The sequence below is a fragment of the Stenotrophomonas sp. GL_101 genome (genome assembly GCF_057835675.1).
The window spans coordinates 4,015,394-4,028,413 of the sequence record NZ_CM174432.1 but is presented as its reverse complement, the minus strand read 5'-3'; the positions used below and the strand labels follow the sequence as shown (position 1 = coordinate 4,028,413).

The 13,020-nt window shown below is 67.0% G+C and carries 12 protein-coding genes; 10 read left to right on the top strand and 2 right to left on the bottom strand.

The window, feature by feature from the left end; translation table 11 throughout:
• Window positions 1–54: 54 nt before the first annotated feature.
• The gene (locus AC3IR9_RS17710) at window positions 55–1,119 is read right to left on the bottom strand and encodes a lipid A deacylase LpxR family protein (RefSeq protein WP_489292369.1); all 1,065 of its coding nucleotides are present in this window, start codon (window positions 1,117–1,119) and stop codon (window positions 55–57) included.
• Window positions 1,120–1,312: 193 nt separating this feature from the next.
• Between AC3IR9_RS17710 and AC3IR9_RS17705 the strand changes: the two genes are divergently transcribed.
• From AC3IR9_RS17705 to gnd, 7 genes are all read left to right on the top strand, one after another.
• Window positions 1,313–1,591 (top strand): DUF493 family protein, encoded by a 279-nt coding sequence (locus AC3IR9_RS17705; protein WP_489292367.1) that lies wholly within the window; start codon window positions 1,313–1,315, stop codon window positions 1,589–1,591.
• Window positions 1,579–2,283, top strand: coding sequence for a lipoyl(octanoyl) transferase LipB (gene lipB / locus AC3IR9_RS17700; RefSeq protein WP_489292365.1), 705 nt, complete (start codon window positions 1,579–1,581; stop codon window positions 2,281–2,283). The genes AC3IR9_RS17705 and lipB overlap by 13 nt, the downstream gene beginning before the upstream one ends.
• An 18-nt stretch (window positions 2,284–2,301) precedes the next feature.
• Window positions 2,302–3,318 (top strand): lipoyl synthase, encoded by a 1,017-nt coding sequence (lipA, locus tag AC3IR9_RS17695; protein WP_489292364.1) that lies wholly within the window; start codon window positions 2,302–2,304, stop codon window positions 3,316–3,318.
• Between the two features lie 385 nt (window positions 3,319–3,703).
• A complete protein-coding gene (locus tag AC3IR9_RS17690; RefSeq protein ID WP_489292362.1) occupies window positions 3,704–5,881 on the top strand; it encodes a carboxy terminal-processing peptidase in 2,178 nt (725 codons plus the stop codon).
• A gap of 139 nt (window positions 5,882–6,020) precedes the next feature.
• On the top strand, window positions 6,021–6,662 hold the full coding sequence (locus tag AC3IR9_RS17685; protein WP_489292360.1) for a DUF2242 domain-containing protein: 642 nt from the start codon (window positions 6,021–6,023) through the stop codon (window positions 6,660–6,662).
• Window positions 6,663–6,737: 75 nt separating this feature from the next.
• Window positions 6,738–7,985: a hypothetical protein gene (locus tag AC3IR9_RS17680; protein ID WP_489295887.1), complete on the top strand. Its 1,248-nt coding sequence runs from the start codon at window positions 6,738–6,740 to the stop codon at window positions 7,983–7,985.
• 3 nt (window positions 7,986–7,988) lie between these two features.
• On the top strand, window positions 7,989–8,894 hold the full coding sequence (gene gnd / locus AC3IR9_RS17675; RefSeq protein ID WP_489292358.1) for a phosphogluconate dehydrogenase (NAD(+)-dependent, decarboxylating): 906 nt from the start codon (window positions 7,989–7,991) through the stop codon (window positions 8,892–8,894).
• Window positions 8,895–8,969: 75 nt separating this feature from the next.
• On the opposite strand, the gene AC3IR9_RS17670 is transcribed toward gnd, so the two are convergent.
• Window positions 8,970–10,013 carry an oxidoreductase gene (locus AC3IR9_RS17670; protein WP_489295885.1) on the bottom strand — a complete coding sequence of 348 codons (1,044 nt, stop codon included), beginning with the start codon at window positions 10,011–10,013 and terminating at the stop codon, window positions 8,970–8,972.
• A 180-nt stretch (window positions 10,014–10,193) separates the two neighbouring features.
• On the opposite strand from AC3IR9_RS17670, the gene AC3IR9_RS17665 reads away from it, so the two are divergent.
• The 3 genes from AC3IR9_RS17665 (at window position 10,194) to AC3IR9_RS17655 (ending at window position 13,019) form a co-directional block, all read left to right on the top strand.
• Entirely contained in the window at window positions 10,194–10,568 is a 375-nt protein-coding gene (locus AC3IR9_RS17665) for a BON domain-containing protein (RefSeq protein ID WP_489292356.1), read from the top strand.
• Between the two features lie 196 nt (window positions 10,569–10,764).
• The gene (locus tag AC3IR9_RS17660; protein WP_489292354.1) at window positions 10,765–12,582 is read left to right on the top strand and encodes a sensor histidine kinase; all 1,818 of its coding nucleotides are present in this window, start codon (window positions 10,765–10,767) and stop codon (window positions 12,580–12,582) included.
• A complete protein-coding gene (locus AC3IR9_RS17655; protein WP_017354409.1) occupies window positions 12,579–13,019 on the top strand; it encodes a response regulator in 441 nt (146 codons plus the stop codon). Before AC3IR9_RS17660 ends, AC3IR9_RS17655 begins: the two co-directional genes overlap by 4 nt.
• The last annotated feature ends 1 nt before the right edge of the window (window position 13,020 follow it).

Sequence of the window (13,020 nt, the reverse complement as noted above, 5' to 3'; positions counted from 1 at the left end):
CTGCGACCCGGGATACCGCGCAGCCGACCAACGGTCGGCTCTACCTCCGGTCGCTTACAGCGACCGGCTGATGGTGAAGCTGCCAAACACCGGCGATTGGCGCTGGCCGTCGAACTCGCGGGTGCTGTGGTAGCGGGCCATGGCGAACTTCCAGCGGCCGCGCATCACCGCCAGGCCGTAGCCGGCCTGGCCGACCACGTGGCGCTTGTCCACGCTGTGGCTGCTGCGGAAGGTGTTGCCGTCCAGGGTGATGTCGCGGATCACCCAGGACGCATCGGTGGTGGCGAACAGGTGCCACGACCAGCCGGCCGGCCGGCCGCCGCGGGTGGGGGCGGTGTTCTCGCCGGCCGGGCGCAGCGGCGTGCTGCCGAAGTCGTCGGGCAGCTTCCAGCCAAAGCGCACTTCGCCACCGGCGTTGAGGTGGGTGGCCAGGTTGCCGACCGCGCCACCGTAGTGGCTGACCGCATCCCAACCCCAGCCGCCGGCATTGAGGCTGGCATCGGCCGGCCAGCGGCGCATGCGCTCGTGGGTCAGCATGAACACCGGTTCGTTGCGCAGCTGGTTGTCCCAGCCCTGGAATTTCTCGTCGCCCAGCGCGTCGTGCACCGCATTCTGGACCTGCTTGCCCTGTGCCCACGGGCCGACTACGCCCAACGTGAGCTGGGTGGTCTGCAGGCGGTCGCCGCGGCGCGCGTTGTAGCCGAAGCTGCCGATCAGTACGCCGGCATAGGGCCGGTCGTCCTCGATCAGGTCTTTGCGGGTGAAGTCGCTCGGGGTGAAAATGCCCTGGGCGATGCTGAAGATCATGTTCTGCTGCTCGAACTCGCCCGGGTGCAGCTTTTCCAGGTGCCCGTTGACCCAGCGCGCCAGCCGCGGCAGGCAGGGATCGTCGGTAAAGTCGACCAGGTTGGGCGAGACGAAGGTGATCTGGGCGCCGTTGGTGTAGCCCTGGTCCTGGTCCTTGCCGCCAAACAGGTCGTTGTCCACGCGGAAATTGACCTGCGGGGGGTGGTCGCGCATCGAGTCCGGGCCACACTGGTTGGCGGCGTATGCCGCTGGGGCGACGATCGCCAGGACGCCGGCAAGTGCGGCCGACAACGCGTAGGGCTTCAACGACATGGGATTCCCGCTCAGGATGTGTTCTGTTTTTAAGCCGAAGCAGGGTAGACGGGGTGTGAGCCTGTGAACAGGCCCGCGCGCGCACTGGTGCGTTTTGCTGATGAAGGCGGGTTTTCACGTCGCGGTGGCTGCAACTGTGGGCACGATCACGCAGCGCTTGGGTTCGGCCGTCGGCGTCCCCATAATCGCGGTCATGGAGATTACGTCTGACAACCCTGACCACGGCTTCCAGTTTCCCGGCCAATTCGAACTCAGCGCCATGGGCGCGGCTGGCACGGAACTGGAACGCGAACTGCCGCGCCTGCTTGAGCTGGCCGGCGTCGAAGTACTGACCGAGCAGGTCAGCTGGAAACACTCGTCCAACGGCAAGTATGTGTCGGTGCGGCTGGTGTTCAAGGCCGACAACCGCGAGCAGTACGATGCGGCCCACGCGGCGCTGCGCGACCATCCGGAAGTGAAGTGGACGGTGTAGGCAGCGGCGAGGCAACCCCGCCGGGCACCCGACCGGCGCAGCCGGCGATCGTGCGCGACCTGGGCCGCCAGCCCTACGCGCCGGTGTGGCATGCGATGCAGCGTTTCACCGATGTGCGCGACGATGCCACCGCCGACGAGCTGTGGGTGGTCGAGCACGATCCGGTGTTCACCCTGGGCCAGGCCGGCAAGCCGGAGCATGTGCTGGCGCCGGGCGACATTCCGGTGCTGCACGTGGACCGCGGCGGCCAGGTGACCTACCACGGGCCCGGCCAGCTGGTGATCTACCCGTTGCTGCAGCTGCGGCGGCTGGGGATCGGGGTGCGCGACTACGTGTGCCGGATCGAGCAGGCGCTGATCGACACGATGGACGACTGGAATATCGGCGCTGAACGGCGCGACGGGGCGCCGGGGGTCTATGTGGGCGGCGCCAAAGTCGCCGCGCTGGGCATCCGGGTCCGCCGTGGCTGCACCTTCCATGGGTTGGCCTTCAACGTGGCCATGGACCTGGAGCCGTTCCACCGCATCAACCCCTGTGGCTACGAAGGGCTGCAGGTAACCTCGGTGGTAGACTTGGGGGGACCGTCCGGCATGGCGGCCGTCAAGCCGGTGCTGCTGGGCCATCTGGCCCGCCAGTTCGGCCTGGACCTCCAGCCTGCCTCCGAATTGCCCGATCTGACAGACGCGGCGTGAACGCCGCCGACCAAGGCCATGACTGAAACCACTGCTCGCCTCATTCCCCTGCAGATCGTGCAGGGCGACACGCCGTCCGCCGCGCCGTTGCAGACGGGGGTAAAACAGCTGGGCGGTGACAAGATCGGCCGCTCACCGGTGCAGTTCGCCGATGTGCCGGTGCTGCGCAAGCCGTCGTGGATCCGGGTCCGGATTCCCTCGGGCAATGCGGTGCAGGCGCTGAAGGCCAAGCTGCGCGAGAACCGCCTGGTGACGGTCTGCGAGGAAGCCAGCTGCCCCAACATCCATGAATGCTTCAGCCACGGCACGGCAACGTTCATGATCCTGGGCGAGGTCTGCACGCGGCGTTGTTCGTTCTGCGATGTGGCCCACGGCCGGCCCAAGCCGCCCGATGCCAACGAGCCGTCCAGCCTGGCGCAGACGGTGGCCGACATGGGCCTGAAGTACGTGGTGGTGACGAGCGTGGATCGTGATGATCTGCGCGACGGTGGCGCGCAGCACTTTGCCGACTGCATCGGGGCGATCCGTGCCAGCTCGCCGAACACGCGGATCGAGGTGCTGACCCCGGATTTCCGTGGCAAGGGGCGCATGGAGCGGGCGCTGGACATCCTGGCGACCAACCCGCCGGATGTGTTCAACCACAACATCGAGACCGTGCCGGACCTGTACCGCAACGTGCGCCCCGGCGCCGATTACCAGTGGTCGTTGACGCTGCTGAAGAACTTCAAGGCGCAGCATCCGTCCATCGCGACCAAGTCCGGGATCATGCTGGGGCTGGGCGAGGAGATGGAGCAGGTGCGGGCGACGATGCGCGATCTGCGCGCCCACGACGTGGACATGATCACGATCGGGCAGTACCTGCAGCCGACGCCGCACCATCATCCGGTGCTGCGTTACTGGACCCCGGAGGACTACAAGGACCTGGAGGTCTACGGCTACGAGCTGGGCTTCAGCCACGTGGCCTCCGGCCCGATGGTGCGCTCGTCCTACCATGCCAACGTCCAGGCCAAGGGCGCGGGGGTGGCGGTCGCGTAAGCGGTCGCTTCAACGCATACGCGCTTTGCTTCCCACGATCCGCCATGCGGATCGTGGGCCCCGCCTTACTGTTCACCCAGACCCCGCGCCTGTCGGCGCGCCCCCTGACTCAGGGGGCTCCTCTTGCGGACAACATTTGGTAGGTACCGACCGTTGGTCGGTACGCGCTTGGCTCAGGGCCCATGGCACCTGCCCAACGACCAACGGTCGGTGGCTACCGGGGATCTTGCCGCACCTCGGCCATTCACAATTTGCTACACGCCGCCGTTTAGGCTGGAAATCCCCGTTGCGCGGGGATGGATGACAAACCCCGCAACTTTCGGCACTGTCGTGTGGTCTGATCCGCACGCAGTCTCCCCCCTGGCAAGGTGCCACGAGCAAGTCGATGAAATTCAAAGCCCCCGCATTCCTGTTGGCCCTGGCGCTGACCGCGCCGCTGGCACTGGCCGCCTATGCCGATTCGCCGGCGCTGCCGTCGGCGGCAACCGCCGACCAGGTCACTACCTCCAAGCTTGTCTACGGGCTGCTGTCGGACAGCCGCTATGCCTACCGGCCCCGCGCGCTCGATGAGGCCACCTCCAAGGACGTGTTCAAGCGTTACCTGGAGTCGCTGGACGGCAGCAAGCAGTTCTTCACCCAGGCCGACATCACCCGCTTCGCGCCGTTCGAGGCCAACATCGCCAAGGCCATCCGGGGCGGTGAGCTGGAGCCGGCGTTCCAGGTGTTCGCGGTGTACAAGCAACGGGTAGGCGAGCGCATCGGCTATGCGCGCAAGCTGCTCAAGCAGGATTTCGAGTTCAGCAGCGATGAGAAGTTCGAGTACGACCGCAAGGACGTGCCGTGGGCGGCCAGCAACGTGGAGCTGGATGACCTGTGGCGCAAGTCGGTCAAGAACGATTGGCTGCGCCTGAAGCTGGCCGGCAAGGCGCCGGCGGAAATCCGCAAGACGCTGGACAAGCGCTATGCGACGCTGGAAAAGTCGGTCAACGAGCTGAAGGGCGAGGACGTGTTCCAGTTCTTCCTCAACGCCTACACCAGCGCGGTGGACCCGCACACCGATTACTTCACCCCACGTACCGCCGAGAACTTCAACCAGGCGATGTCGCTGTCGCTGGAAGGGATCGGTGCGCAGCTGCAGCGCCAGGACGACATGGTGGTGATCCGTGAGGTCATCGCCGGTGGCCCGGCCGCGGTCAACGGCTCGCTGAAGCCGGGCGACCGCATCGTCGGTGTCGGCCAGGGCAAGTCCGGTCCCATCGAGGATGTGATCGGCTGGCGCATCGATGACGTGGTGGCCAAGATCCGCGGCAAGAAGGATACCCAGGTGCGGTTGGAGTTCATTCCGGCCGAAGAGGGCGTGGATGGCAAGCACCACACCCTGGTGCTGACCCGCCAGAAGGTGCGGCTGGCCGAGCAGGCCGCCAAGGGCGAAACGCTGACCATCCCGGCCCGCGACGGTGAGCCGGCACGCAAGGTGGGGGTGATCAAGCTGCCCACGTTCTACCAGGACTTCGAAGGCCGCCGTCGCAATGCGACCGACTATGCCTCGGCAACCCGCGACGTGGCCAAGCTGCTGGTCGGCTTCAAGGCCGACAAGCTCGACGGCGTGGTGCTGGACCTGCGCAACAACGGCGGTGGTTCGCTGGATGAAGCCATTGAACTGACCGGCCTGTTCATCGAGCAGGGCCCGGTCGTGCAGGTGCGTGAATCCGGTGGGCGCGTCACCGTCAACAGCGACCGCAGCGAAGCGGTGGCGTGGGACGGTCCGCTGGCCGTGCTGATCAACCGCGGCTCGGCCTCGGCGTCGGAGATCTTTGCCGGTGCCATCCAGGATTACGGGCGTGGCCTGGTGATCGGCGAGACCACCTTCGGCAAGGGCACCGTGCAGAACATCGTCGACCTGGACCGCTGGCCCAGTGGCGAGGCGCAGCGCTTCGGCCAGGTCAAGCTGACCATCGCGCAGTTCTTCCGGGTCAGCGGCAGCAGCACCCAGCACAAGGGCGTGGTGCCCGACCTGGCCTTCCCGGCCAGCGTGGATGCCAGCGAGTACGGCGAAAGCACCTACGACAATGCGCTGCCGTGGACCCGTATCGCCGCCGTGCCGCATACCCAGTACGGCAACTTCGGCCCGCTGCTGCCCAAGCTGGAAACGCGGCATGCCGCGCGCATCGTCACCGACAAGGAATTCCAGTGGTGGAACGAGGATGTGGAAACCTTCCGCACCGAGGCCGCCAAGAAGTACATCTCGCTCAACGAGGCCCAGCGCCGCACCGAGCGCGACAAACAGGACACCCAGCGCAAGCAGCGCCAGGCGATCCGCAAGGAGCTGGGCCTGGACCTGGATCCGCTGGCCGACGACAGCAACGATGATGGCCTGACCGGCAACGAGCGCGACATCGTCAAGGATGCCGCGCGCGAGAAGGCCGCCGAGAAGCGCCCGGACCCGCTGCTGCGTGAATCGGCCTCGATCCTGGCCGATGCGGTCAACCTGCTGGAAGCCGATCGCCCGCTGTCGGCGCAGGTGTTGCCGCAGTCTACCGGCGTAGGCCGCTGGGCGGACTGACGGCGAAGGCCCTGGGCTTGCCCCGGTGAACCGCGAAACAACGAAAGGCCGGCCATCGTGCCGGCCTTTCGCTTTATCGACCTGCCGCATACGGGCCGGGGGCTATGCTGGCCGGCGTCGTCCTTCGCAGGAGCTGCCCATGCGGCTGTCCCATGCAACTACCGCGGCCGTGCTGGTCGCCACCCTCAGTGCCTGTGGCGGTCGCGCGGCCGACAGCACGCTGCTGCGCGAGTCCTTCGACTCGGGCGATACCTATTCCCGGACCGTGCCCGGCCGCCCGGCCGACGCCTGCGAAGCCGCACGCCGTACCCTGCTCAGCCAGGGCTATGCGATCGCGCGGGCCGATACGGCGGCGGTGGAGGGCAACAAGAACTTCCAGCCCCGCGATGACGAGCACGAGCAACTGGTGCTGCGCATTTCCTGTGCGCCGCGCGGCGACCAGGCGCTGGTGTTCGTCAGCGCCGTGCAGGACCGCTATGCCCTGAAGAAGAGCCCCACCTCGGCCAGCGTTGGCGTGGGCGCGTTGGGCTCGGTATCGCTGCCGTTCGGCAGCAACGACGATTCGCTGGTGAAGGTGGCCAGCAGCACCGTGCAGGATGCCGGTTTCTACCGTCGCTTCTTCGACCGCCTGCAGCAGTACCTGCCTGTGGCCGCCCCCGCGCCTGCAGCCCCGTCATCGCCGCCCCCGCCGGTGAATCCCACACCGCCGCCGGCAGCGGACGCGGTACCCGAACCGGTCTCGGCGCCGGTCGCCGACACCGCGATTCCCGCACGCTCCTGAGCAGGCGGACAGGGAGTGCAGTCCGCCAGGGAGTCGGGTAGATCGACGCAGGTGCGCGGCGTGTTGGCCGCGCCGATGCTGTGGGCCGTCCTGTTGGCGATGCCCCTGCTGAGCGCCCGGGCCGCGCCAGCGAGCGCGGCCTGCACGCAGGCGCTGCTGGAAGAGCTCGGTTGGCGCATCGACACCGCCGCAGTGACCGCGCCGGTCGTGCACGGCGGCCCGGTCTGTACGCGCGCGGACCTGCAGCAGGCGCAACGGGCCGGTGACCTGCGCGCGCAGCTGCCGCGTGACTGGGACGCCCCCCGTCGTGCCGCCTTCATGACAGCGCTGCTGGAGGAGCCGGCAACGGTGTGTGCCTATGCCTTCCGGCTGGGCCAGGCGACCCGGCGCGCGACCACGCAACTGCAGGACAACCCGGGTTACCGTTTCTCGGCACTGCAACTGGGCTGGATCGGCTTCGGTGCACGCGGTGCGCCGGCGCAGGGCTGGCAGCGCTTCCGCAGCTTCGGCCGCGGTTACCAGCCGGTTGGCGCCAACAGTGCCGCGCTGCAGTCCTTTTACGCTGGCACGGTGCGCTCCGAATGCGGCGTCGGCCGCCAGGTCGCGCAGCTGGCCACCCAGCGCGAGCTGTACGGCGATGCGGCGTTCGATACCGAGTTCACCCCGGGCGAGCTGTCGATCGGCACCTTCCTCACCCTGCACGACACCGACAGCATCCTGCTCGGCCAGCACGCCGGCGAGTTCCTCGCCGATGGCAAGGCCGTGCGCACCTCCCGGCGCGGTCGCCAGGCCTTCGTCGGCGTGCCCGGCTTCATTGAACACGTGTTCGACCGTAGCTACCTGGACGACATCAACAACCAGGCCGAGAACTTCGTGGTGGTGGATGTCAGCGACGCCGCAGCGCGCGCGCTGCGCGGGCACGATGGATTCGCTTACTACGATGCACGCAACCGGCGTATCTGGGAGATCGCCCAGCACATGCCCGGGCCCGGTCCGCGCCGCTTCGAGCGGCTGCTGATCGAGCGTGATCCGATCTGGCGCCGCGAGGTGCCGGCCGCGCAGCAGCCGCTGCTGGCTGAACTGGACGCACTGCTGGACGATCCGTTCTACCAGGGGTTCGTGATTTACGTGCATCCTCGCGGTATACGTCCCATCGGATTCCACATCGCGCGCCTGCTCGACCGCAATCGGCGAACACCGTTCGCGATCGAGCTGGGCCTGCACAACCTGCATACCACGCTGTACCGGCGCTGGGTCGACGCACGCCTGGGGCAGTGCGCGACGGCACCGCAGCAATCGCATTCACACGCTGAGCAGAGGTGACACATGGAAATTGCAATGATCGGGCTGGGTCGCATGGGCGCCAACATGGCCGAACGGCTGCATCGCGGCGGCCATCGGGTCATCGGCGTCGACCCGGGCGAAGGCGCGCGCGCGGGGGCGGCCAAGCGTGGCCTGGAGGTCAGCGCGTCGATCGCCGATGCCCTGGGCGCGTTGTCGGTACCGCGCGTGGTGTGGTTGATGGTGCCGGCCGGTGAGGTGGTCGACCAGACCCTGGCGGCCCTGTCGCCGCACCTGTCCGAAGGCGACGTGGTGATCGATGGCGGCAACTCGTACTACAAGGATTCGATGCGCCGCGCCGAACAGATGCAGGCCGAGGAGGTGACCTTCATCGACTGCGGCACCAGCGGCGGCGTGTGGGGGCTGCAGGAGGGCTATAGCCTGATGATCGGTGGCGACGCCGCGGCGGTGGAACGCATCGGTGCGATCTTCCGCACGCTGGCACCGGCGGAAGATCGTGGGTGGGCGCATGTGGGCCCGAGCGGTGCCGGCCACTTCTGCAAGATGGTCCACAACGGCATCGAGTACGGGATGATGCAGGCCTATGCCGAAGGCTTCGCGCTGATGCAGCACAAGACCGATTTCAACCTCGACCTGGCCCAGGTCGCCAAGGCCTGGCAACACGGCAGTGTGGTGCGCTCGTGGCTGCTGGACCTCAGTGCCGATGCGCTGGAGCGCAATCCGCAGCTCGACGGCATCGCGCCGTACGTGGAGGATTCCGGCGAAGGCCGCTGGACCGTCGCCGAGGCGATCGACCTGGACGTGCCGGCCCCGGTAATCACCCTGTCGCTGCTGGAGCGCCTGCGCTCACGCGAGAAGAACTCCTTCAGCGACCGCCTGCTCGCGGCGATGCGCAACGAATTCGGCGGCCACGCGATCAAGACGAAGTAACACCCCGCGTAGCACCCCCGGGCCGGATGCGTGGCGTGCCGTTACCGCGGCACGCCCCACTGCCCGATCCCCCGCTCAATCCAGATCAATGCGCGCCCCCTGGCGTGCACTGCGTTGCCCGGCCTCCAGCAACCGCATCAGCTGCACCGCCTGTTCGGCAGTGACGGGCGGTTCGGCCAGCCCCAGCATGGCATCGCGGAACTGCGCATAGAGCTGCCGGTAGTCGCCCGGCATGTTGTCCACCGTCGTGCGCTGCACGCGGTCGTCGGCCTCCACGCGTACCCACTGGCCATGCTGGGGATCCACGCCCCAGCCCGGTGCCCCCGGCGCGATGCCGGCGCGCAGCTGGTCTTCCTGCACGTCACGACCTTCCTTGAGGTAGCTGCCCAGGCTGCCATGCACGGCAAAGCGTGCGGCCGAGGCGGCCACCAGCGAACCGGCATGCACGATCGCGCGGTGCGTGGGGTAGTGCAGCACCGCATGGAAGTAATCATCGCTGCGCGCCTGCGCGCGCTGCGCGGCCAGGTCGGCGCTGATCGCCTGCGGCCAACCGAATAGTTGCAGCATCTGATCGAGCAGGTGCGGGCCCAGGTCCATCCACAACCCGGCACCGGGCGCCTCGCTCTCGCGCCAGCGATCGCGCACCTGCGGCCGGAACCGGTCGAAGTGCGAATGGCATTCGGCCACCTGGCCGAGCACGCCTTCGGCCAGCAGCCTGCGCAGGGTGAGGAAATCGGCGTCGTGGCGCCGGTTCTGGAACACGCAGACCACCCGCTCGGCCGCGCGTGCGGCGGCCACCACGGCCTCGGCTTCGGCAACGTCCAGGGTGAAGGGTTTGTCCACCAGCACATGCTTGCCTGCCTGCAGTGCGGCCATCGCCAACGGTGCATGCTGGGCGTTCGGGGTGGCGATCACCACCGCATCCACGGCCGGGTCGTCGAACACCTGGGCGGGGTCCTCGCAGAGGCGCACATCGGTGAAGCTGCGCAGCAGGCGGTCGCGCTGCGAACTGACGATGCTGTGCAGCGCCAGGCCGGGCGTGTGCTGGATCAGCGGTGCATGGAAGACGCTGCCGGCCAGTCCATAGCCGATCAATCCAAGCTGAAGCGGTGTCTGCAGGGGCGGCATGGCGTGCTCCACGACGAACAAGGGGCAGCACAGCGTAACGCTGCACCAGCCACATCGAAACATGAACGGTTGTAAATCAAGCTGAGCGGTTCACGGCGGCGTTATCTGCTGCCGACGTACTGCACACGAGCGTTCCCGGAGACTGGCCACACACCCAAGGAGACACCGGACATGACCATTGCTACCCGTAATCTGCTTGCTGCCTCGCTGGCGCTCGGTATGGTGCTGGGCACGACCTCGGTGATGGCCAAGACGCCGCCGAAGACCACCGACCATGCGGCCATGACCCATGCCGATGCGCATGAATCGGCCGAACCGGTCACCGACAGCTGGATCACCACCAAGGTCAAGACCGACCTGCTCACCAGCAAGAACGTACCGGGCACCGAAGTGAAGGTGGAGACCGTGAACGGCGTGGTGACCCTGACCGGTGCCGTGGCCAGCCAGGCCGAGCATGACAAGGCGGTACGCGTGACCCAGGGCATCAAGGGCGTGAAGAGCGTCGATGCCAGTGGCCTGAAGGTGGCGGCAAGCGCGACGCGCTGAACCCGCCCCTCCGCAAGCCCCGGGGCGCGCCTGATGGCGCGCCCTTTTTTAATGATTCAGGAAACACACCCGGCCACGTATTCAGATAAACGCTGGGTTATATTGAGCGCTTCGCCATTTCTGTCATGGCGTTCCTGTCGTCCCGTCCTGCGGGGTGCACCGCCGGCCACGGCAAACGTCTGATCGAAGAGGGACTATGGCGCTGGTTTTCAGTGACGACACGTGGGACCGCTGGCGCTTGCCGGCATTGGCCTTCGCCGCCGTGGCCATCATCGTGGTGCCGTGGCTGACCCTGCGCAAGCTGGCTGACGACAACGTACAGGCGATGAGCTGGGTGGTGCATACCCAGGACGTGGGTGTGGCCGTGTACCAGTTGCAGGCCGACGTGCGCGACGTGGAATCGGCCGCGCTGACCATGTCCAAAGGGATCGATGCGCCTGGCCTGCGTGAGCGCATGGGCCAGGCCAAGGATATTCCGCTGCGCCTGCAACGGCTGGCCGAGCTGACCCGCGACAACCCCGAACAACTGGTCCGGATCGGACGCATCCAGTCGATGGTGGAGCGGCGCATGGAACTGGCCAGGCAACTGGCGCGGTCCTCGCCGGATGTCGACCAGCGCCAGCTGGTACAGGACCTGACCACCCGCTATCCGATCCGCGGCCTGATCGAAGAACTGCAGGCCAGCGAAGACAGGCTGCTGCAGGAGCGCAACGCCACTTTCGCCCAGCAGCAACGCCAGGGCCAGTTCGTGTCCTGGTCGGCGCTGGCGGTGCAGCTGGCACTGCTGGGCCTGGTGCTGTGGCTGCTGTACCGCCAGATCGGGCACCGCGCGCTGGCCGAACGCGCGTCGCTGCGCTCGGCCGCGCGTGCCGCCTCGGTGCTGCATACCGTGCGCGAGCCGATCGTACTGCTCGACCGCGAATTGAAGGTGCAGCTGCACAATCCGGCCTTTGCCGAGCTGTACGGGCTGGACGAGGACAGCAGCGAGATCCGCACGCTGGACAGCATCGGTGACGGTGCCTGGAGCGATGCGGTGGTGCGCCAGCGCCTGATCGACGTGCTGCTGCGCGGCCGCGAGTTGTGGGATTACGAACACGAACAACGCACCGCCGATGACCAGGTGCGCACCATGTTGATCAATGCCCGGCGCATGCCGCTGCCGGACAAGGACGACGAAGTGGTGCTGATGACCGTCAGCGACGTGACCGTGCAGCGGGCCGTGCAGCAGCGCGTGGAAGAACTGAACCGGCAGCTGGAAGGCAAGGTCGAGCAGGTTTCCGAAGTCAACCGCGAGCTGGAGGCGTTCAGCTATTCGGTCTCGCACGATCTGCGTGCGCCGCTGCGTCACGTGGCCGGTTTCTCGGACAAGCTGACCCGCCACCTTGGCGAGGAGGCCGATGAAAAATCACTGCACTACCTGGGCGTGATCTCCAACTCGGCACGCCGCATGGCCGCGTTGATCGATGACCTGCTGGTGTACTCGCGGCTGGGTCGCGCGGCGATGCGCATGCAGGCGGTGGACATGCAGTCGCTGGTGGCCGATACCCGCTCGATGCTCGACGCCAACCTGCAGAGCGAGGCCGAGGAAACCGGTGTCTCGCGGCACGTGGAGTGGAAGATCGCGCCGCTGCCGATCCTGGTCTCCGACGAGAACATGATGCGCCAGGTGTGGCTGAACCTGCTCGGCAATGCGATCAAGTATTCTTCCAACCGCGACCCGGCCAGGATCGAGGTCGATTACCAGCTGCAAGCCGATGGCGGGCACCTGTTCACGGTCCGCGACAACGGTGCAGGCTTCGACATGGCCTACGCCGGCAAGCTGTTCGGTGTGTTCCAGCGCCTGCACAAAGCCAGTGATTACCCGGGAACCGGGATCGGCCTGGCCAGCGTGCGCCGCGTGTTGACCCGGCATGGCGGCCGCATCTGGGCCGAGTCGGTGGTCGACGAGGGCGCCAGCTTCCACTTCCTGCTTCCCCCTGCGCTAGACGCAATCAACAAAGGTACCTCCGCATGACCGCTCTTCGTACCATTCTCCTCGCCGAGGACAGTCCGGCCGACGCCGAGATGGCCGTCGATGCCCTGAAGGAAGCCCGCCTGGCCAACCCAATCGTGCACGTTGAAGACGGCGTGGAAGCGATGGACTACCTGCTGCGCCGCGGTGCCTTCGCCAACCGCGAGGAAGGCCTGCCGGCCGTGCTGCTGCTGGACATCAAGATGCCGCGCATGGACGGGCTGGAAGTGCTGCGCGAAATCCGCAACACCGATGAACTCAAGCGCCTGCCGGTGGTGATCCTGTCGTCCTCGCGCGAAGAGAGCGACCTGGCCCGCAGCTGGGACATGGGCGTGAACGCCTACGTGGTCAAGCCGGTGGACGTGGACCAGTTCTTTGGTGCAGTACAGACCCTGGGCAAGTTCTGGGCCGTGATCAACCAGGCACCGGAGCTCGAGTAAG